The organism is Curtobacterium sp. VKM Ac-2865 (assembly GCF_015350905.1).
Classification (GTDB): domain Bacteria; phylum Actinomycetota; class Actinomycetes; order Actinomycetales; family Microbacteriaceae; genus Curtobacterium.
On sequence record NZ_JADKRZ010000007.1, the window covers coordinates 197706 to 219342 of the forward strand.

General features: G+C 70.8%; 18 protein-coding genes. 15 read left to right on the plus strand and 3 right to left on the minus strand.

Annotated elements, in window-relative coordinates; genetic code table 11:
- Positions 1–66 precede the first annotated feature (66 nt).
- The gene (locus ITJ54_RS16585; protein WP_194630164.1) at positions 67–1239 is read left to right on the plus strand and encodes a mechanosensitive ion channel family protein; all 1173 of its coding nucleotides are present in this window, start codon (positions 67–69) and stop codon (positions 1237–1239) included.
- Between the two features lie 75 nt (positions 1240–1314).
- Here the strand turns inward: ITJ54_RS16585 and ITJ54_RS16590 are convergent, their stop codons facing one another.
- The gene (locus ITJ54_RS16590) at positions 1315–1506 is read right to left on the minus strand and encodes a hypothetical protein (RefSeq protein WP_071271369.1); all 192 of its coding nucleotides are present in this window, start codon (positions 1504–1506) and stop codon (positions 1315–1317) included.
- A 101-nt stretch (positions 1507–1607) separates the two neighbouring features.
- Between ITJ54_RS16590 and ITJ54_RS16595 the strand changes: the two genes are divergently transcribed.
- Positions 1608–2759 (plus strand): SLC13 family permease, encoded by a 1152-nt coding sequence (locus tag ITJ54_RS16595; RefSeq protein ID WP_194630165.1) that lies wholly within the window; start codon positions 1608–1610, stop codon positions 2757–2759.
- Positions 2760–2774: 15 nt separating this feature from the next.
- Here ITJ54_RS16595 and ITJ54_RS16600 read toward each other — a convergent pair whose 3' ends face one another.
- On the minus strand, positions 2775–3746 hold the full coding sequence (locus tag ITJ54_RS16600; protein ID WP_194630166.1) for a magnesium transporter CorA family protein: 972 nt from the start codon (positions 3744–3746) through the stop codon (positions 2775–2777).
- 104 nt (positions 3747–3850) lie between these two features.
- Complete coding sequence (locus ITJ54_RS16605) at positions 3851–6385, minus strand: hypothetical protein (protein WP_194630167.1); 2535 nt, start codon at positions 6383–6385, stop codon at positions 3851–3853.
- A 137-nt stretch (positions 6386–6522) separates the two neighbouring features.
- Here ITJ54_RS16605 and otsA point away from each other — a divergent pair, with 137 nt between their 5' ends.
- The 13 genes from otsA to ITJ54_RS16670 all read left to right on the plus strand — a co-directional run bounded on the left by otsA (position 6523) and on the right by ITJ54_RS16670 (position 21214).
- Complete coding sequence (gene otsA / locus ITJ54_RS16610) at positions 6523–8115, plus strand: alpha,alpha-trehalose-phosphate synthase (UDP-forming) (RefSeq protein ID WP_194630168.1); 1593 nt, start codon at positions 6523–6525, stop codon at positions 8113–8115.
- Positions 8108–8905 (plus strand): trehalose-phosphatase, encoded by a 798-nt coding sequence (gene otsB / locus ITJ54_RS16615; protein ID WP_194630169.1) that lies wholly within the window; start codon positions 8108–8110, stop codon positions 8903–8905. Before otsA ends, otsB begins: the two co-directional genes overlap by 8 nt.
- 92 nt (positions 8906–8997) lie before the next feature.
- Entirely contained in the window at positions 8998–10692 is a 1695-nt protein-coding gene (gene ilvD, locus ITJ54_RS16620) for a dihydroxy-acid dehydratase (protein ID WP_194630171.1), read from the plus strand.
- 46 nt (positions 10693–10738) lie between these two features.
- Positions 10739–12562, plus strand: coding sequence for an acetolactate synthase large subunit (locus tag ITJ54_RS16625; RefSeq protein ID WP_194630173.1), 1824 nt, complete (start codon positions 10739–10741; stop codon positions 12560–12562).
- On the plus strand, positions 12559–13059 hold the full coding sequence (gene ilvN, locus ITJ54_RS16630) for an acetolactate synthase small subunit (RefSeq protein WP_071271345.1): 501 nt from the start codon (positions 12559–12561) through the stop codon (positions 13057–13059). Before ITJ54_RS16625 ends, ilvN begins: the two co-directional genes overlap by 4 nt.
- Before the next feature lie 46 nt (positions 13060–13105).
- On the plus strand, positions 13106–14131 hold the full coding sequence (gene ilvC, locus ITJ54_RS16635) for a ketol-acid reductoisomerase (RefSeq protein ID WP_071271342.1): 1026 nt from the start codon (positions 13106–13108) through the stop codon (positions 14129–14131).
- 222 nt (positions 14132–14353) lie between these two features.
- Positions 14354–15544 (plus strand): mannitol-1-phosphate 5-dehydrogenase, encoded by a 1191-nt coding sequence (locus ITJ54_RS16640; RefSeq protein ID WP_194630175.1) that lies wholly within the window; start codon positions 14354–14356, stop codon positions 15542–15544.
- A gap of 62 nt (positions 15545–15606) precedes the next feature.
- Positions 15607–16071: a hypothetical protein gene (locus tag ITJ54_RS16645; protein ID WP_194630176.1), complete on the plus strand. Its 465-nt coding sequence runs from the start codon at positions 15607–15609 to the stop codon at positions 16069–16071.
- Positions 16068–16448: a hypothetical protein gene (locus ITJ54_RS16650; RefSeq protein ID WP_194630177.1), complete on the plus strand. Its 381-nt coding sequence runs from the start codon at positions 16068–16070 to the stop codon at positions 16446–16448. Before ITJ54_RS16645 ends, ITJ54_RS16650 begins: the two co-directional genes overlap by 4 nt.
- 159 nt (positions 16449–16607) lie before the next feature.
- On the plus strand, positions 16608–18197 hold the full coding sequence (serA, locus tag ITJ54_RS16655) for a phosphoglycerate dehydrogenase (protein ID WP_194630178.1): 1590 nt from the start codon (positions 16608–16610) through the stop codon (positions 18195–18197).
- Between the two features lie 8 nt (positions 18198–18205).
- Positions 18206–19273 (plus strand): 3-isopropylmalate dehydrogenase, encoded by a 1068-nt coding sequence (locus ITJ54_RS16660; protein WP_194630179.1) that lies wholly within the window; start codon positions 18206–18208, stop codon positions 19271–19273.
- 15 nt (positions 19274–19288) lie between these two features.
- Positions 19289–20413: a branched-chain amino acid aminotransferase gene (locus ITJ54_RS16665; RefSeq protein WP_194630180.1), complete on the plus strand. Its 1125-nt coding sequence runs from the start codon at positions 19289–19291 to the stop codon at positions 20411–20413.
- Positions 20414–20443: 30 nt separating this feature from the next.
- The gene (locus ITJ54_RS16670; RefSeq protein ID WP_194630181.1) at positions 20444–21214 is read left to right on the plus strand and encodes a fumarylacetoacetate hydrolase family protein; all 771 of its coding nucleotides are present in this window, start codon (positions 20444–20446) and stop codon (positions 21212–21214) included.
- Positions 21215–21637: the final 423 nt, after the last annotated feature.

Consider the following 21637-nt stretch of genomic DNA (forward strand, 5'->3'; position numbering starts at 1 on the left):
CACGACCCCGCGCCGGGTCTGTCCGTCTCCTGGACGGCGCACCCGCGGCGTTGCCACGATGGTCTGATGGACATCCTCATCCGCCTCCTGGTCGCGGTCGGGTTCGCCCTCCTCGTCACCGCCGTCGTCGCGCTCGTCCTGCACCTGGTCTTCCGCGCGCTCGGCCGTCGCGAGCGCTGGGCCGCCTCCCTGTCCCGACGCTCCCGACACGCCACCAGGACGATGCTGCTGGTCGCCCTGCTCTGGGTCGCGTTCGCCTCCTCGATCCCGGACACCGACCGGTACCCGTGGCGGGACGCCGTCTCCCACGTCTTCCTGGTCGCCACGATCGGCGTCGGGACGTGGCTCGCGTGCGTCCTCGCGGTGTTCCTCGAGAGCCTCGGGCTGCACAAGTACCGCGTCGACGTCCCGGACAACCGGGTCGCCCGCCGGATCCGCACGCAGGTGCTCATCCTCCGTCGGCTCACGGTCGCCGTGCTCGTCATCATCGGTGTCGGCGCGATCCTCCTGACGTTCCCCGGGGTCGAGGCCGCCGGTGCGAGCGTCCTCGCGTCGGCAGGGCTCATCTCGGTCATCGCCGGTCTCGCCGCGCAGTCGACGCTCGGCAACGTGTTCGCCGGCATGCAGCTGGCGTTCTCCGGGTCGATCCGCGTGGACGACGTCGTCGTGGTCGAGCAGCAGTGGGGCCGCATCGAGGAGATCACCCTGACGTACGTCGTCGTCCACCTGTGGGACGACCGTCGCTTCGTGCTGCCCTCGACCTACTTCACCTCGACGCCCTTCGAGAACTGGACCCGCACGAGCAGCGAGCTCCTCGGCGCCGTCGAGTTCGACCTGGACTGGCGGGTCAGCCCGGCGGAGATGCGCACGGAGCTCGACCGCATCCTCGAGACCTCGACGATCTGGGACCGTCGCACGAAGGTGCTCCAGGTCACGGACGCGGTCGGCGGGATGGTGCGAGTCCGCATCCTCGTGACCGCACCGGACGCCGGCGGCCTGTTCGACCTGCGCTGCTACGTCCGCGAGGAGATGGTCGACTGGCTGCAGCGCACCCACCCAGATGCGCTCCCGGTTCAGCGCGTCCAGCTCGCCGAGCCAGCCGCCCCGGCCCGTCGGCGCAGCCGGTCGTCCGAGGGCGACGCCTCGCTCTTCGGCGAGGGCGACGAGCGCTCGGCGCTCTTCACCGGCCCCATCCAGACCTCGGACATCCGGGCGTCGGACGTCCCCCCGGAGCGGTAGCGGCGACCGCGGACAGACGGGAGGCTCGGTGCCAGCTGGCACCGAGCCTCCCGTCCGCCCCGTGGGGACGTCAGATCACGGCTGACGCGAGCGCACCGCTCGGTCGTCCTCGACGACCGTGCCGATGGCGACGATCGTCGTCGAGATCCACGCCACCCACGTCAGGGCGAGACGCCAGTCCCGGGGTCCCTGACGGGTGGTCTGCAGAACGCTGTAGCCGCTGATGAGGGAACTCCACACCGCACCGTTGAACATGAACTTGCGCACAGATGCCTCCTGTTGTCGTCGGACCAACGCTACCGGTGGGTACATTGGAACGCCGCCGGGCGCACAGGCACCTCCGGCTCACCACCGCGAGGAGAACCACCGTGCGCCAAGCCGTCATCGGAGCCGCCCTGCTCGTCGCCGGGGCCGTGTGCGTGGCCCTCGGGCTGCTGCCGCTGACCGACCTCGGGGAGCTCGCCGCCCGGGTCCTGCCCGTCCTCGGGTTCGTCCTCGGGCTCACGATCGTCTCCGAGCTCGCCGCCGACGCCGGGGTCTTCGACCGCCTGGCCGACGTCGCCGCAAGGATCGGTGGCGGTCGGACCATCGGTCTGTGGGGCGCGGTCGTCGTGCTCGCCGTGCTCTGCACCGTGTTCCTGTCCATCGACACCACGGCCGTGCTCCTGACACCGATCGTCATCGCGCTCGCCCGCCGGGTGGGCCTCCCGCCGATGCCGTTCGCCCTGACCACCGTCTGGCTGGCGAACACGGCGTCGCTGCTGCTGCCCGTGTCGAACCTGACGAACCTGCTCGCCGTCGACCGCATCGGCCTCGACGGCCCGCTGCCCTTCGCCGGCCTGATGGTCTGGGCCGCGCTCGCCGGGGTCGTCGTGCCGTGCGCCGTGCTGCTCGTCGTCTTCCGCGGCAAGCTGTTCGGCCGGTACACGCCGGTCGAGGTGCGCCGTCCGGCCGACCCGGTGTTCTTCGGAGCGGCCTCCGCCGTGCTCGTGGCGCTCGTCGTCGCGCTGACCGTCGGCGTGACCGTGTGGATCGCGGCGCTGGCGGCCGCCGTGCTGCTCGTCGTGGTCGCGGCCTTCCGTGCGCCGTCGGAGCTGAAGCCGTCGCGCGTGCCGTGGTCGACGCTCGTGTTCGCCGCCGGGCTGTTCGTCGTCGTCGAGACCCTGCACACGACGGGCATCACCGACCCGCTCGTCCACGCGGTGTCCGGCGGCACGGGGACCGGGTCCCTGCTGCTGCTCGGTGGTGCGGGTGCGGTGACCGCCAACGTGATCGACAACCTGCCCGCCTACCTGGTGCTCGAGCCGTCGGCGGGGCACGAGGCCCTGCGGTACGCCGCGCTCCTGATCGGGGTGAACGCCGGCTGCCTCATCACGCCGTGGGCCTCGCTCGCGACGCTGCTGTGGCACGCGCGGCTCAGCGCCGAGGGCGTGCACCTGTCGTGGGGGCGCTACATGGCGCTCGGTTGCGTCGTCGCGCCGCTCACGGTCGTCGCCGGCGTCCTCGCGCTGCGGCTGTAGCTTCCGCGGCGGTGGCTACAGCCAGTCGCGGTGCTTGAACGACCGGTAGAGCACCAGCGACGTCACGATGATGAGCGCCAGGGACGCGAACAGCCCGCTCCAGTGCCCCTCGCCGGGGAACGTCACGTTCTGCCCGAAGAACCCGGTGATCGCGGTCGGGATGGCGATGATGGCCGCCCAGCTCGTCACCTTCTTCATGACCGTGTTCTGCCGGTTCGACGCCAGGTTGAGGTTGGTGTCGAGCACGCTGCCCACGGCGTCGCGGAGCTGGTCGACCGAGTCCGCGATGGAGACCAGGTGGTCCTCGACGTCGCGGAAGTACGGCCGGATGCCGTTGACGATGGTCTCCGCGTCCCCGTGCAGGAGCGACGCGACGCTGTCCTTGGTCGGCACCACCTGACGCCGGAGCACCCCGAGCGCCTTGCGCAGCCGGAACGACCGACGCTGGATCTGCTGCTCGCGGGGGTCGCCGTGTTCGAAGAGGTCGTCCTCGAGCGCGTCGATGTCCTGCCCGATCTGTTCGACCACCGCGGTGGCGTGGTCGACGACGGCGTCCAGGAGCGCCCACACGAGCCACGGCACCCCGTGTTCGGCCATGTCGGAGTTCGACGCGAGTCGGCGCTCGACGGCGGCGATGTCGACGTCCGCGCCGTGGATCGTCACGAGGGCGCGCTTCGTGACGAAGGCCTTGACCTCGCGCGTGACGAGCTCGCCCTCGGCGTCCCGCCCGTGCACGTCGTAGACGACCAGGAACAGGCTGTCGCGGTACCGGTCGAGCTTGGGACGCTGTCCGTGCTCGACGGCGTCCTCGACGGCGAGCGCGTGGATGCCGAGCTCCTCCTCGACCTGCTCGAGGTCGGCGGCCGACGGGTCCGTGTAGTCGATCCAGACGAAGGCGTCCTCATCGGCGACCAGGTCCGAGACGCGGTCGACGGGGAAGTCCCGCTCCGCGTCCGAACCGTTCCGCCACGAGCGAGTGCTGACCATGCGGCAGAGCCTAGTGAGGGACGACTGCGCGCCGGGACCGGGACGACCGGCCCCGGCGCGCAGTCCGCTCAGGTTCCGCCACTGGCGGGTGTCCTGCCGACGCCTCAGTACGGGCTCACGAGCTCGCCGTCCTCGACCTTCAGGTACTCGTACACGTCGAAGGTGTCCTCGCCGTGGGTGCGCTCCCCGGAGTACGTCGTGTAGTCGTACGCGACGACGCCGTCCGACGTGCTCGTCACCTGCACACTGCCGGACCCCGACCCGACCACGCGCAGCTCGGGCTGCTTCGTGACCTGGTACTTGACAGCCCCCTCGGCGTCGTACGGGCCGTACCAGGGGCAGCCGCGGAGCGCGTCGACACTGGTCTTCGCCGCACATGCAGAGATCGCGTCGCTGACGAACGCCTGGGCGTCCTTCGTCAGCTTCTTCGTCGGCGTCGCGGTGAACGTGGCGTACCCGCTGCCCGACGCCCCGACCGACACCGTCTTCGTGCCGCCGGTGAAGTACTCCGACCCGCCGACCTCGACCGTGTACGACCCCGGGTAGGCGAGCGAGCGGAAGGCGCCGTCGCGGATGGTCCCGACCCGCTTGCCGCCGACCGTCACCGGGGCGCCCTCGAGCGTGGGGACGGCCGAGACGGACACGCTCTCGGCCAGTGGCGTGGTCACCCGCCACTCGTCCTTGACGAGCCAGCTCGTCCCGGTACGCCGCAGCTCGACCTGCCCCGATCGGTTCTTGCCGCCCTGCGTGTAGCTGACGACCGCAAGGGCCTGGTCACCCGTCGTCGTGACGCGTCCGACCCGGACGTTCCGCGGCCGGTCCTCGGCACTGCGCAGCACAGGGCCGGCGAGCATCGGCGCGTCGTCCGGCAGCTCGCTCATCCGCTCGGCCGTGGCGGCGTCACCAGCGGCGATCGCGTCCACGTAGCTCCGGACGGTCGGCGCCGGCCCCCACACGTTCGAGCGCAGGAGCCCGGTCGTGACCGCACCGGCCACCACGACGACCACGACCGCGCCGGCGGCGACCAGGGAGCGGACGAGCACCCGCTTCGTCCGCGGGGACATCGGCGGAACGGCGCTCGCCGCGTCCGCCCCGATGAACGGCGCGGGAGCACCGACGGCGGCGCCCTGCACCCACGACGGCGCATCGGCGCGATCAGGTGCAGCGGCCCATGCCGGCGCAGCGGCATCCGACGGCACAGCGGCATCCGACGGCACAGCGGAACCCGACGGCACAGCGGCACCAGCGCCCGCAGCGGGCGCGGGACCGACGCCAGCACCCCACGCGGGCACCGGCCGCGGGTCGGAACCGACGAGTCGCGCGGTCACCAGCAGCACGCGGCCGCCGAGCCGGGGGAGCAGGAGCGGTGCGAGGTACCGGGCGACCACCTCGATCGCCGCACCCCAGAGTGCGAACACGACCGGTGTCCACGGGGCGACCCCGACGGAGCCCGCACCGCTGACCGCCCGCGCACCGGAGACGTCGTACGACACCACGGCCGTGCCGAGCACGAAGACGACCAGCCCGACGAGGAGCCAGGCGGCGGGGGAGACGACCCAGTCCAGCGTGGTGCGGGCCCGGTCGTTCCGCCGGACGGCGAGTGCCAGGCCGGCAGCGACCGCGGTGAGCACGACGAGCAGGACGACGAGCCACAGCCACCCGGACGCGTCGAACACCGAGACGGTCCCGGACGCGTTCCCGAAGCCGGACACGCCGAGGCCGCCGAGGAACCCGAGCGACACGACGGCCAGGCCGACGTTGCCGACGAGGAGCGGCAGCGCCGCACCCCAGCTGGGCTGGGCCACGAGGGCGACCACCGTGACGACGACCGCCACGAGGACGACGAGCATCCCGACCTGGGTCACGGCGACCCGCAGGGTGCCGAGGGCACGGGCGGTCCACACGCTGCTGCGCCCGAGCATCGACGGGCGGGCGAGGAGCGCGGCGAGTGCCCCGACGACGAAGGCGCCGAGGACGCTGCCGACCCCGACGGCGTGCACGGCGCTGATCGTCGCGCCGGTGCCACGGGGGAACCGGATCGCCAGGGCCAGTGCGGCGAGCGAGGTGAAAGCGGTCAGCACGAGCCCGGTGACCGCCGAGGTCAGGAGCAGCTGTGGGAGCGCGAGGGCCCTGGACCGCAGGCGTCGGGTGAGGACGACCGCCAGGACGACCTGCGCGGCGAGGACGAGTGCCGGCACCACGCCGAGCGACGCCGCACCGGCGACGCCGATCAGCGGCACCGAGCCGGAGCCGTGGAGCCGCCCGAGGTCGGCGAGCGCCACGAGCTGCGCCGGGGCACCGAGGAGCACGCTGATGCCGGACAGCAGGCTCTGCAGGTCAGGCGTCGCGGAGCCGACCGCGCCGGGACCGTCGTCGAGCGACCCCGGACCGAGCGACGCGCTCCCCGAGCCGCTGACACCGACCGCGACCACGGTGAGCAGGAGTGAGAGCGCGGCGACGACGTAGGCGGCGACCCACGCCGAGGCACCGGCGGTCACCGCGACCAGCCAGTCGCGACCACTGACCGACCGCAGCAGCCGCCCGAACGGGTCCGGCTCGCGCTGGGCGCCTGGGCTGGAGGCGCCTGGTGACGGCGTCGGGCTCGGGTCGCTCGGGGGGACGGACGGGATGTCGCTCACGGCGGGGGTCCTCTCCGGCCGGGCGGCCGCGTGCCACCCCTCGGGCACGCTGTGTCCCCCCGACACGAACGGCAGCATATCGGCATCCCGCGGATCCACCGGGAGCGGGCTGTCGGCGCGCTGGTAGTTTCGGTGGCGTGTCAGCTCCGCATCCTTCGTCCACCAAGTACTCCTTCGTCGTCGCCAGCAACCGTCTCCCCGTGGACCGTGTCGTCGACGAGGACGGCAACGAGGGCTGGCGGCACTCTCCCGGCGGCCTCGTCACCGCGCTCGAACCGGTGATGCGCGCCAACGACGGCGCCTGGGTCGGCTGGGTCGGTCAGCCCGACGTCGAGGTCGAGCCCTTCGACAACGAGGGCATCCACATCGTCCCGGTCCCGCTCAGCGCGAGCGACGTGCAGGACTACTACGAGGGCTTCAGCAACGACACCCTCTGGCCGCTGTACCACGACGTCATCGAGCACCCGAGCTACCACCGCGACTGGTGGAACGCGTACAAGAGCGTGAACAAGCGCTTCGCGGAGCAGATCGCCGACATCGTCGAGCAGGACGGCATCGTCTGGGTGCAGGACTACCAGCTGCAGCTCGTGCCGGCCCTGCTGCGGGCGCTCCGCCCCGACGTCACGATCGGGTTCTTCAACCACATCCCGTTCCCACCGGTCGGCATCTACGCGCAGCTGCCGTGGCGCGCCCAGATCCTCGACGGCCTGCTCGGCGCCGACGTGATCGGGTTCCAGCGGCAGGACGACGCCAGCGACTTCCTGCGTGCGGTCCGGCACATCAAGGGCTACACGACCAAGGGCACGACGATCGACGTCCCCGTGGACGACCCGGCGGCACCCAGGAGCCGCAAGGGCATCACCGTGCGCCACGTCGAGGCCCGGCACTTCCCGATCTCGATCGACGCCGAGAGCTTCGAGGACATCGCCAGGAAGCCCGAGGTGCAGGAGCGCGCCCGCGAGATCCGCGCCGGCCTCGGCAACCCGAAGACCGTGCTGCTCGGGGTCGACCGGCTCGACTACACCAAGGGCATCCGGCACCGCATCAAGGCGTTCGGCGAGCTCATCGAGGACGGCCGCATCCGGGTCGAGGACGCCACGCTCGTGCAGGTCGCGAGCCCGAGCCGCGAGCGCGTCGACACGTACCGCACGCTGCGCGACGAGATCGAGCTGAGCGTCGGCCGCATCAACGGCGACCTCGGCACGATCGGCCACCAGCCGATCTCGTACCTGCACCACGGCTACCCGCGCGAGGAGATGGTCGCGCTCTACCTGGCGGCCGACATCATGCTCGTCACCGCACTGCGCGACGGCATGAACCTCGTCGCCAAGGAGTACGTCGCCACGCGCTTCGACAACGACGGCGTCCTGATCCTCTCCGAGTTCGCCGGCGCCGCCGACGAGCTCAAGCAGGCGGTCATCATCAACCCGCACGACATCGGCGCCATGAAGGACGCCATCGAGCGGGCCATCGAGATGCCCCGCCGCGAGCGCTCCACCCGCATGCGCGCGCTCCGAAAGCGCGTCCGCGACAACGACGTGGCGCGCTGGTCGCGCTCGTTCCTCGAGGCGCTCGACCGCCACGCCCCGCGCAACGCGCGGATCGACGCGTCGGCGACGGAGCCGGCCGACCGCCACCGCGAGGCCCAGACCGACGGCATGTCGATCTTCGACCAGGACGCCCAGAAGGCGCGTGCAGCAGAGGACACCCGGGAGGCCCGTGATGCGTGACGAGACCACGAACGACGACCAGAGCACGGCTCCGGGGCTCGACACGGCCCTCGCGGACCTGGCGGCGGTCGACACGCTGCTGGTCGCCCTCGACTTCGACGGCACCCTGGCGCCCTTCGCGGACGACCCCGGCCACGTCGGCGCACTGCCCGGCAGCTGGGCCGCCGTGCTCACCCTGCAGCGGGCGAAGGGCACCGAGGTGGTGCTCGTCTCCGGGCGACCGCTCGACAGCCTCGCCGCGGTGACGCAGGCGCCGGCGGACATGGCGCTCGTCGGCTCGCACGGTGTCGAGTGGCGGGTGGACGGCCACGCCGAGGCCGCCCTCACCGACGACGAGCAGCAGCGGGTCGCCCGGGTCGGTGCCGCGCTCGACGCGGTCGGCGAGCGGTTCCCCGGTGTCGTCATCGAGCACAAGCCCGCCGGGCACGGCGTGCACACGCGCCGGGTCAGCGCCGAGGTCGCCGCTGAGGTGAACGCCGCGGCGAGTGCGGCGGCGCACGAGGCCGACGCCGACGTGCTCGAGCGCGGCGGCAAGGACATCCTCGAGTTCGCCGTGCGGCACGTGACGAAGGGCGACGCGATCGCCCGGCTCCGTGACCTCCGCGGGTCGGACGCCGTGTTCTTCGCGGGCGACGACGTCACCGACGAGGACGCCTTCCGCGTGCTCGGGGACGGCGACGTCGGCGTGAAGGTGGGGGAGGGCGACACGCTCGCCGGTTTCCGCGTCGCCGACCCGGCGGCCCTGACCGACGTCCTGAAGCAGCTCGCCAGGCTGCGTGCGGTGCGCTGACCAGGCCGAGCCGAGCCTCCCGGCCCTCCCTCGTAACATGCGGATGCATGGACGTGCGTCGCTGGTATCCCAATTCGTCCTAGACTCAGCGCATGCCTGACATCGACGTGAAGCCGCGGAGCCGGGTCGTCACCGACGGGATCGAAGCAACCACCTCGCGTGGCATGCTGCGGGCCGTCGGGATGGGCGACGAGGACTGGGAGAAGCCGCAGATCGGCATCGCCTCGTCCTGGAACGAGATCACCCCGTGCAACCTGTCCCTCGACCGACTCGCCCAGGGCGCCAAGGAAGGCGTCCACGGCGGTGGCGGCTACCCGCTGCAGTTCGGCACCATCTCCGTCTCGGACGGCATCTCGATGGGGCACGAGGGCATGCACTTCTCGCTCGTCTCGCGTGAGGTCATCGCGGACAGCGTCGAGACCGTCGTCAACGCCGAGCGCCTCGACGGCACCGTGCTGCTCGCCGGCTGCGACAAGTCGCTGCCGGGCATGCTCATGGCCGCCGCGCGCCTCGACCTGGCGAGCGTCTTCCTCTACGCCGGCTCGGTCATGCCGGGCTACGTCAAGCAGGCCGACGGCTCGATGAAGGAAGTCACGATCATCGACTCCTTCGAGGGCGTCGGGGCCTGCAAGGCCGGCACCATGAGCGAAGAAGAGCTCAAGAAGATCGAGTGCGCGATCGTCCCGGGCGAGGGTGCTTGCGGCGGCATGTACACGGCCAACACGATGGCGTCCGTGGCCGAGGCCCTCGGCATGTCGCTGCCCGGCTCGGCCGCGCCGCCCAGCGCCGACCGCCGTCGTGACTACTACGCGCACCGTTCCGGCGAGGCCGTCGTGAACATGCTCCGGCTCGGCATCACCGCGCGCCAGATCCTGACGAAGGAGGCCTTCGAGAACGCCATCGCCGTCGCCATGGCCCTCGGAGGCTCGACCAACGTCGTGCTGCACCTGCTCGCGATCGCGCACGAGGCCGAGGTCGACCTCAGCCTCGACGACTTCAACCGCATCGGCTCGAAGGTCCCGCACCTGGCCGACATGAAGCCGTTCGGCAAGTACGTCATGCTCGACGTGGACCGCAACGGCGGCATCCCGGTGATCATGAAGGCGCTGCTCGACGCCGGCCTGCTGCACGGCGAGTGCATGACCGTGACGGGGAAGACCGTCGCGGAGAACCTCGCCGAGATCGACCCGCCAGAGCTCGACGGCAAGGTCTTCCGCAAGCTCGACGACCCGATCCACGCCACCGGCGGCCTGACGATCCTGCAGGGCTCGTTCGCTCCCGAGGGTGCCGTCGTGAAGACCGCCGGCTTCGACGCCGAGGTCTTCGAGGGCCCCGCGCGGGTGTTCGACCGCGAGCGCTCCGCCATGGACGCCCTGACCGAGGGCCGGATCCACAAGGGCGACGTCGTCGTCATCCGCTACGAGGGCCCGAAGGGTGGCCCCGGCATGCGCGAGATGCTCGCCATCACGGCGGCCATCAAGGGCGCCGGCCTCGGCAAGGATGTACTACTCTTGACCGACGGTCGATTCTCAGGCGGCACAACCGGCCTCTGCATCGGCCACATCGCACCGGAGGCAGTGGACGCAGGTCCAGTCGCCTTCGTGCGCGATGGCGACCGCATCCGTGTCGACATCGCGGCTCGGACGCTCGACCTACTGGTCGACGCCGCCGAGCTGGAGGCCCGCCGCGACGGCTGGGCGCCGCTGCCCCCGCGCTACACCCGCGGAGTCCTCGCGAAGTACGCCAAGCTCGTCCAGTCCGCCGCCAAGGGCGCGGTCACGGGCTAGCGTCGACACCCGCATCATCGCCACCTCTCCAGGCAGGAACCCGCACATGCCCACGGAAGCAACACCGTTGTCCGCGGCCACCGGAGCGCGACGCACGCCGGAGGTCCTCACCGGCTCGGGAGCCGTCCTGCGGTCCCTCGAGCACCTCGGGATCACCGACGTCTTCGGGCTGCCCGGCGGCGCGATCATCCCGTTCTACGACGAGCTCATGGCGTCGAAGACGATCCGCCACATCCTGGTCCGGCACGAACAGGGCGCCGGTCACGCCGCCGAGGGCTACGCGTCCTCGTCCGGCAAGGTCGGCGTCGCGATCGCCACGTCCGGCCCCGGGGCGACGAACCTCGTCACCGCGATCGCCGACGCCTACATGGACTCGGTGCCGTTCATCGCGATCACCGGCCAGGTGTTCTCGACGCTGATGGGCACCGACGCGTTCCAGGAGGCCGACATCGTCGGCATCACGATGCCGATCACGAAGCACTCGTTCCTGGTGACGAAGCCGGAGGACGTCCCCGCGACGATCGCGGCGGCCTACCAGATCGCGACGACGGGCCGACCCGGTCCGGTGCTCGTCGACATCACCAAGGACGCCCAGCAGAAGTCCGCACCGTACGTCTGGCCGCCCAAGGTCGACCTGCCCGGCTACCGTCCGGTCACCAAGGCGCACGGCAAGCAGATCACCGCCGCGGCCCAGCTGCTCGCGGCGTCGTCCCGCCCGGTGCTCTACGTCGGTGGCGGCGTCATCCGCTCCGGTGCCTCGAAGGAGCTCCTGGCGTTCGCCGAGGTCACCGGCGCGCCCGTCGTGACCACGCTGATGGCGCGCGGCGCGTTCCCGGACTCGCACGCCCAGCACCTCGGCATGCCGGGGATGCACGGCACCGTGCCGGCTGTGCTCGGGCTGCAGGAGAGCGACCTCATCATCGCGCTCGGCGCCCGCTTCGACGACCGCGTCACGGGGAAGGTCGACGACTTCGCGCCCGGCGCCAAGGTCGTCCACGTCGACATCGACCCCGCCGAGATCTCGAAGATCCGGTACGCGGACGTCCCGATCGTCGGCGACGCGAAAGAGGTCCTGGTCGACCTCACCGCGGCCTGGGCCGACGTGCCGCTCGACGACCGTGCCGCCACGACGGACTGGTGGGCGCACCTCGAGCAGCTGCGCACCGACTTCCCGCTCGGCTACACCGAACCGACCGACGGGCTCCTCGCCCCGCAGGCGATCATCAAGCGGATCGGTGAGATGACCGGACCCGAGGGCGTCTTCGCCTCCGGCGTCGGCCAGCACCAGATGTGGTCGGCGCAGTTCATCCAGTACGAACGCCCGAACGCCTGGCTCAACTCCGGTGGCGCCGGCACCATGGGCTACTCGGTCCCCGCCGCGATGGGGGCCAAGGTGGCCCAGCCCGACCGGGTCGTCTGGGCGATCGACGGCGATGGCTGCTTCCAGATGACCAACCAGGAACTCGCGACCTGTGTCATCAACGACATCCCGATCAAGGTCGCGATCATCAACAACTCGTCGCTCGGCATGGTGCGGCAGTGGCAGACGCTGTTCTACGACGGACGCCACTCGTTCACCGACCTGCAGACGGGCCACGGCACCCGCCGCGTGCCGGACTTCGTGAAGCTCGCCGACGCCTACGGTGCCCTCGGCATCCGCGTCGAGAAGGCGGACGAGGTCGACGCCGCCATCCAGCTCGCGCTCGACACGAACGACCGCCCGGTCGTCATCGACTTCGTCGTCAGCCGCGACTCCATGGTGTGGCCGATGGTCCCGCAGGGCACCGGCAACTCCTCGATCGAGTACGCCCGCGAACTCGCCCCCACCTGGGACGACGAGGACGCCGACATGACGGGAGAACCCGCATGAGCCACGTCCTGTCCCTCCTGGTGGAGGACAAGCCCGGTCTGCTGACCCGCGTCGCCGGGCTGTTCGCCCGACGGGGCTTCAACATCGAGTCCCTCGCCGTGGGGAACACCGAGGTGGAGGGCCTGTCCCGCATCACGGTGGTCGTCGACGTCGAGGACCTGCCGCTCGAACAGGTGACCAAGCAGCTCAACAAGCTCGTCAACGTGATCAAGATCGTCGAACTCGACTTCCCACAGTCGGTCCAGCGCGAGCACATGCTCGTGAAGGTCCGTGTCGACAACCAGACACGCTCGGCCGTGCTCGAAGCAGTGACCCTGTTCCGCGCCCAGGTCGTCGACGTCGCGAACGACTCGCTCATCGTCGAGGTGACCGGTGACCCCGGCAAGATCCAGGCGATCCTCCGCGTGCTCGAGCCCTACGGCATCAAGGAGCTCGCCCGCGCGGGTCTCCTCGGCATGGGCCGCGGACCGAAGAGCATCACCGACCGGGTGCGCTGAGCACCGCCACGCACCCGCACGAACACCGACCCAGGAGAACCACACCGTGACTGACATCGTGTACGACGCCGACGCCGACCTGACGCTCATCCAGGGCAAGAAGGTCGCGGTCATCGGCTACGGCTCGCAGGGCCACGCCCACGCCCTCAACCTCCGCGACTCCGGCGTCGAGGTGAAGATCGGTCTGCAGGAGGGCTCCAAGAGCCGTCAGAAGGCCGAGGAGGCCGGCTTCGAGGTGCACACGCCCGCCGAGGCCACGAAGTGGGCCGACGTCATCGTGATCCTCGCGCCCGACCAGGTCCAGCGCATCGTCTACAAGGACGACATCGAACCGAACCTGCAGCCGGGCGCGACGCTCGTCTTCGGCCACGGCTTCAACATCCGCTACGGCTACATCGAGGCGCCCGCCGGCGTCGACGTCACCCTCGTCGCCCCGAAGGGCCCGGGGCACACCGTGCGCCGCGAGTACGAGGCCGGCCGTGGCGTCCCCGTGATCGTCGCCGTCGAGGTCGACTCGTCCGGCAGCGCCTGGGACCTCGCCTGGTCCTACGCGAAGGCCATCGGCGGTCTGCGCTCCGGCGGCATCAAGACGACCTTCACCGAGGAGACCGAGACCGACCTGTTCGGTGAGCAGGCCGTCCTCTGCGGTGGCACGTCGCAGCTCATCCAGTACGGCTTCGAGACCCTGGTCGAGGCGGGCTACCAGCCGCAGATCGCGTACTTCGAGGTCCTGCACGAGCTCAAGCTCATCGTCGACCTGATCTGGGAGGGTGGCCTCACCAAGCAGCGCTGGTCCATCTCCGACACGGCCGAGTTCGGCGACTACGTCTCCGGCCCCCGTGTGATCTCGCCCGAGGTCAAGGAGAACATGAAGGCGGTGCTCGCCGACATCCAGAACGGTGCCTTCGCGAAGCGCTTCATCGACGACCAGGACGCCGGCGCCCCGGAGTTCAAGGCCCTGCGCGAGAAGGGCGAGGGCCACCCGATCGAGGCCACCGGCCGCGAGCTCCGCAAGCTGTTCGCGTGGAAGCAGTCGGACTCCGACTACGTCGACGGTTCGGCTGCGCGGTAGTCTTCTCGAGAACCACTCGACGACGAGGCGGCGGTGTGCACCGTGCACCGCCGCTTCTCGATGTGACCCGAACCACATGCAGCCCTTCTCCACCGCTCCCGCCGCCGCACACCGGCGTCCCTCCGCCCCTGCCCAGGGCGTCGAGCGACGCCGCTCGACCCCACCAGGCGGCCCGGTCGCCGTGTGGCAGGACCAGCCCGACCAGCATGGGATGATCGTTCGATGGCGGTGACGAAGCGAGCGGTCCACATCGGCGCCGGCAAGATCGGGCGCGGCTTCGTGGGCCAGTTCCTCGTGGCGAGCGGCTACGAACTGACGTTCGTCGACGTCGACGAACGGGTCGTGTCCGCCCTGAACGAAGCCGGCCGGTTCGTGGTCCACGAGGTCGGCGAGGCCCCGGTCGAGCACGTCGTGCACGGCTTCCGGGCGCTCAGCAGCAAGTCCGACCGCGCGCGGGTCGTGCAGGCCATCGCCGAGGCGGACGTCGTCACCACCGCCGTCGGTGCCCGCACCCTGCCGCTCGTCGCCCCGATCATCGCCGAGGGCCTGGCGGCACGGCCGTCGGAGGCGGGGGCCGTCACGATCGTGGCGTGCGAGAACGCCTACAACGCCACCGACTCGCTGCACGCCAGCATCCGACGTGCCCCGGTGCTCGAGGACCGTGTCGTCGCAGCGGTCTTCGCCAACTGCGCGATCGACCGCATCGTCCCCGACCAGTCCGGCGTGCTCGGGCAGCTCGGCGGCCTGGACGTCGTGCTCGAGCCCTTCTACGAGTGGGTCATCGAACGCACCCCGTTCGCCGGCACCGACGCCGAGCCGCCCGCGATCGACGGCGTGACCTGGGTCGACGACCTCCAGCCGTTCGTCGAGCGGAAGCTCTACACGGTGAACACCGCCCACGCGACGGCCGCCTACCACGGCTACGTCCGCGGGATCCGGCTCATCCGCGAAGCCCTCGAGGACCCGACGGTGCGCGCCGCGGTCGACGGCGTCCTCGCGGAGACCACCGAGCTCCTCGTCGCGAAACACGGCTTCGACCGTGCGGACCACGCCCGCTACGTCGCCGCGAACCTGTCCAGGATCGCGAACCCGCACCTGCCGGACACCACGGCACGGGTCGGGCGGAACCCGCTCCGCAAGCTCGGCCGCCGCGAGCGCTTCATCGGTCCGGCCGCCCAGCTCGCCGAGCGCGGGATGCCCGTCGAGCACCTCGTCGGCGCGGTCCGCGTGGCACTCGCCTTCGACGACCAGGACGACCCCGAGTCGATCGAGCTGCACGCGCTGCTCCGCTCCGGCGCGACGGCGCACGCCCTCACCGAGATCCTCACCGGACTCATGGAGAGCCACCCGCTGTTCCCGGCCGTGCGCGACGTCGTCGCCGAGGTCCTGCAGACCGAGGCAGCGGACGTCTGACCCGTCCATCCGACGCCCCCGACGGTCCACGGCTGTCGTCGGCCTCTCGTAGGATCGAGGGCATGACCCCGGCACCTCCCGCACACGACGGCGCCGCCGCGTCCCCGCCGGACCCGGCCGTCGACCACGACGACGACGCCGCGCTCTCCTGGGGAGACGCCGCCGATGCCACCCACGTCGACGCCGCGCACAACCCGGTCCGGGTGCGCGCGCGTCGTGAGTCCGACACCGAACAGCCGCTCGGGTCCGGGGCGCTCGTCGGCATGGGCGTCTTCGGTGGCGTCTACCTGCTCTACACGGTCGCGTGGCTCGTCAGCGCCAGCCTGTTGACCATCACGGGCACGGGCGTCGCCGGCGTCGTGTCCGAGGTCATGCGCGTCCTCGCCATCATGGCGCCGGCCTTCTGGTTCGCCGCCACGCTCTGGCTCGGGCAGGCCAGCAGCACCCGCACCCGGTTCACCTGGTTGCTGGTCGGGGCGGTCGTGCTCATCCCGTGGCCCTTCATCATGACCAGGAGCTTCGGGTGAGCGCCGAGGTCACCGAGCGGCCCCGCGTCGTCACCACCCCGGGCAAGGCCCTGGTCTGGGTCGTCGCCGCCCTGTGCCTGGCGTACGTGACGTGGCAGGCCGTCGGCAACTTCGTCGGCGTCTCCAAGTCCGTCGCCGACTTCAACGCCTTCGTGCACAAGAACGGCGGGACGGGCCTCGAGACCTCCACGCCGTGGGTCGCACTCGTCATCGACGTCGCGATCGCGCCGGTCGCGTACGTCGCGGCCTGGGTCGTGTCCCGCCGGATGGACGTCGTCCGCACGGTCGTGGTGTTCGTCGCCGCGCTCTGCGCGGTGTCCGCACTCTGGTTCACGCTGCTGCAGTACGTCGGCTCCACGCTGCGCATCGGCGCCTGATCGGACGGCACCCGGGACATCCCGGGAGGCTCGTGGCGGCCCCGCCACGAGCCTCCGTCCGTCATGCGGTTCTCCACAGGGCCCCGTCAGCGGTCGTAACGCGCCCGTCGGCGTCGATACGATGGGCGGACACCGCCCGTCTCGTGTGAGGAAACAGCTGTGCCGAAGCCGGTCGTCCTGATCGCCGAAGAACTCTCGCCCGCCACAGTCGACGCCCTCGGGCCCGACTTCGAGATCCGGAACGTGGACGGCACCGACCGTGCCGCACTCCTGGCCTCCCTCGCCGACGCGCACGCCGTCCTGGTGCGTTCCGCCACCAAGGTCGACGCCGAGGCGATCGCCGCCGCGCCGAACCTCAAGGTCGTCGCCCGTGCCGGTGTCGGGCTCGACAACGTCGACATCAAGGCGGCCACCACCGCCGGTGTGATGGTCGTCAACGCCCCGACGTCGAACATCATCTCGGCGGCCGAGCTCACGGTCGGGCACATCCTCTCGCTCGCGCGGCACATCCCCGCAGCGCACGCATCGCTGGCGGCCGGCGCGTGGAAGCGCTCCGCCTACACCGGCGTCGAGCTCTACGAGAAGACCGTCGGCATCATCGGCCTCGGTCGCATCGGTGCCCTCATCACGCAGCGGCTGCAGGCCTTCGGCGTCTCGGTCATCGCCTACGACCCCTACGTCACGACGGCCCGCGCCCAGCAGCTCGGCGTCGAGCTCGTGTCGCTCGACGACCTGCTCCGCCGCGCCGACTTCGTCACGATCCACATGCCGAAGACCCCCGAGACCCTCGGGATGATCTCCGACGCCCAGTTCGCGGTCATGAAGCCGACCGCGTTCGTCGTGAACGTCGCCCGCGGCGGCCTGATCGACGAGGACGCCCTGCACCGGGCGCTCACCGCCGGACAGATCGCCGGCGCCGGCCTCGACGTCTTCGTCACCGAGCCGCCGACGGACTCGCCGCTGCTCGCCCTGCCGAACGTCGTCGTCACGCCGCACCTCGGGGCCTCCACGGACGAAGCGCAGGAGAAAGCAGGCGTCTCGGTGGCCAAGTCCGTGCGGCTGGCCCTCGGCGGGGAGCTCGTCCCCGACGCCGTCAACGTCGCTGGTGGCGTCATCGACCCCTACGTCCGCCCGGGCATCCCCCTGGTCGAGAAGCTCGGGCAGGTCTTCACCGCGCTCGCCACCTCCCCGGTCACCAGCATCGACGTCGAGGTCCACGGCGAGCTCGCCGGGTTCGACGTCAGCGTGCTGAAGCTCGCGGCGCTCAAGGGCGTGTTCACCGACGTCGTCAGCGACCAGGTCTCCTACGTCAACGCCCCGCTCATCGCGGAGCAGCGCGGGGTGTCCGTCCGGCTCATCACCGACACCGACAGCACCGAGTACCGCAACGTCCTGACGATCCGCGGCGCCCAGTCCGACGGCCCTGCGATCAGCGTCTCCGGCACCCTGACCGGCCCGAAGCAGGTCGAGAAGCTCGTCGAGATCAACGGGTACGACGTCGAGGTCGCGCTCGACAAGCACCACGTGGTGATGGACTACATCGACCGCCCGGGCATCGTCGCGGTCTACGGCAAGGAGTTCGGCGAGGCCGGCATCAACATCGCGGCCATGCAGATCGCGCGCCAGGCTGCCGGCGGCCACGCCCTCAGCGTCCTGACCGTGGACTCGCCCGTGCCCGCGGAGATCCTCGAGCACGTCCGTTCGACGATCGACGCCTCCTCGCTCCGCGAGATCGACATCACGCTCTAGGGACTCGCATGACGCAGACACTCCAGCTCGCGGTCATCCGCGGTGACGGCATCGGCCCCGAGGTCGTGGACCAGGCCCTCCGGGTCCTGCACGCCGTCGCCCCGGACGACCTGGTCATCCACGAGACACCCTTCGCCCTCGGCGCGACCCGCTACCTCGACACCGGCGAGATCCTGACGCAGGACGACCTCGACGCCCTCGCGACCCACGACGCGATCCTGCTCGGCGCCGTCGGCGGGGACCCGCGCGACCCCCGGCTCGCCGGCGGGATCATCGAACGCGGGTTGCTGCTGCGGCTCCGGTTCGCGTTCGACCACTACGTCAACCTGCGTCCGACCAAGGTCCACGACACCGTCGCCTCCCCGCTCGCCTCGCCGGGGGCGGTCGACTTCGTGGTGGTGCGCGAGGGCACCGAGGGGCCCTACGTCGGCAACGGGGGAGCGATCCGCGTCGGCACACCGCACGAGATCGCGACAGAGGTCTCGCTCAACACGGCACACGGTGTCGAGCGCACCGTCCGCTACGCGTTCGACCTCGCCGGCCGCCGGGAGCGCAAGCACCTGACGCTCGTGCACAAGAGCAACGTCCTGGTGCACGCCGGATCCCTCTGGCAGCGCACCGTCGACGCCGTCGCCCAGGAGCACCCCGACGTCACCGTCGACTACCAGCACGTGGACGCTGTGACCATCCACATGGTGCGGGACCCCGGTCGCTTCGACGTCATCGTCACGGACAACCTGTTCGGCGACATCATCACCGACCTGGCCGGCGCGATCAGCGGCGGCATCGGTCTGGCGGCCTCGGGGAACGTCAACCCCGACGGCACCTTCCCCAGCATGTTCGAGCCGGTGCACGGTTCCGCGCCGGACATCGCCGGCCAGCAGAAGGCCGACCCCACGGCCGCGATCCTGTCCGTCGCCCTGCTGCTCGACCACATCGGCCGCGCGGACCTGGCGGCGGTCGTGACGGCCGCGGTCGAGGCAGACCTGGCCGACCGGGGCACATCCGAGCGGAGCACCACCGAGATCGGCGACGCCGTCGTCAGCGCGGTCACCGCACGCACCAGAACCGCCTGAGAAGGAGCCACACCGATGAGCAGCGACACCGTCAGCGCCGACTCGGTCTTCGGACTCGAGTTCTCCACCACCCCGTCAGCGAAGCGTCGTGCGGAGGCCGAGCGCGAGACCATCCTCGCGGACCCGGGCTTCGGCAAGCACTTCACCGACCACATGGCCACCATCGAGTGGACGGTGGACGACGGCTGGCACGGCGCCTCGATCCACCCGTACGGGCCGCTCTCGCTGGACCCGAGCGCCAGCGTCCTGCACTACGCGCAGGAGATCTTCGAGGGGCTGAAGGCCTACCGCCACGCCGACGGGTCCGTCTGGACCTTCCGCCCAGAGGCCAACGCCCGCCGCTTCCAGCGGTCCGCTCGGCGCCTGGCGCTGCCGGAGCTCCCGGAAGCGGCCTTCGTCGAGTCGATCCGGCAGCTCGTCCAGACGGACGTGGACTGGGTGCCGTCGGCTCCGGAGACCAGCCTGTACCTGCGACCGTTCATGATCGCGACGGAGTCCTTCCTCGGGGTCCGCGCTGCCCAGGCCGTGGCGTACCACTGCATCGCCAGCCCGGCCGGCGCGTACTTCGCCTCGGGTCCGAAGCCCGTGTCCATCTGGCTCTCCACGAACTACGCACGAGCCGGCCGCGGTGGCACCGGTGCCGCGAAGACGGGCGGCAACTACGCCGCGTCCCTGCTCCCGCAGCAGGAGGCCTACGAGCACGGCTGTCAGCAGGTGATGTTCCTCGACTCCGAAGAGGGTCGCTACCTGGAGGAGCTCGGCGGCATGAACGTCGTGCTCGTGAAGGCGGACGGCACGCTGGTGACACCCGACTCGCCCTCCATCCTCGAGGGCATCACGCGCGACTCGATCCTGCAGCTCGCAGAAGACCGCGGCCTGACGGTCGAACGTCGACGCGTGACGCTCGACGAGTGGCGTGACGGCGTGGCGGACGGCTCGATCACCGAGGCCTTCGCGTGCGGCACCGCCGCCGTGGTGACCCCGATCGCCGAGCTCCGCGGCGAGGGCTTCACGATCGGGTCACCGACGGTGGGGGCCGGGGAACTCACGATGTCCCTCCGCGAGGAACTGACCGACATCCAGTCCGGCCGTCGTCCCGACCCGCACGGGTGGATGACCAAGCTGACCGACGCGTCCTGATCGCGGCGCGGACGTCGGTAGGGTCGAACGGTGAAGATCGCACGGTTCAGCAGCAAGGGTGAAGACCCCCGGTACGGCATCCTCGACGAGCGCGCTCTGGTGGTGCTCGCGGGAGACCCGATGTACCAGGGCTTCGAGACGACGGGGGAGCGGGTCCCACTGTCGGACGTCAAGCTCCTCGCGCCGGTGATCCCGCGGTCGAAGGTCATCGGCGTCGGGCTCAACTACGCCGAACACGCAGCGGAGATGGACGACGTCTCGAGTGACGACCCCGTGGTGTTCCTCAAGCCGAACACCTCGGTGATCGGACCCGACGAGCCGATCCGCCTGCCGGAGGGCATCGGGCGGGTCGACCACGAGGGTGAACTCGCCATCGTGATCGGCTCCCTCGCGAAGAACGTCAAGCGCGAGGACTTCGCCAGCGTGATCCTCGGGTACACGATCGCGAACGACGTCACCGCCCGCGACCTCCAGGCGCGCGACGGTCAGTGGGCCCGGGCGAAGGGCTTCGACACGTTCTGCCCGCTCGGCCCGGTCATCGAGACCGAGATCGACCCGTCGGACATCCGCCTCGAGACCCGCGTCGACGGTGACCTGCGCCAGGTGGCGTCGACGAGCGAGATGGTGCACGACATCCCGTCGCTCATCGAGTTCGTCTCGGCGATCTGGACGCTGCTGCCCGGTGACGTGATCCTGACCGGCACGCCCTCCGGCGTCGGTGAGATCCGCGACGGCGAGGTCGTCGAGGTCACCATCTCCGGCATCGGGACGTTGAAGAACCCGGTCATCGCCCGCCACTGAACGACCCCCGACCGCAAGGTCACGAGGGCCCGACGTCCACCCGGATGTCGGGCCCTCGCTCGTCCTCGGCGCACGATCCCCGTCGTTCCGGGCGACACGCCGTCGTGGCGCCCCGGTTTGCCCGATCGGCGGATCGCCCGTAATGTTCTTACTCGTCACCCCAAAGGTGCGGCGGAGACGCCGAGACGGTCACCGGAGCGAGAGCCCCGAGCGACGCAGTCCGGATCACGCCGACCTCAAGCGGGGGCCACCCACTCCAATGAAGCCGGTCATCAAGACCGCCACTGAAGTAGTGGTACCGTACCGAAGTTGCCCGGACAGGCATCCTGCAAAGGGAAGAAGTCCGGTGCGTCTGGTCCTTGAGAACTCAACAGCGTGCACATTGTCAATGCCAATTTATTGACCTCGTCGCCGAGCTTGCTC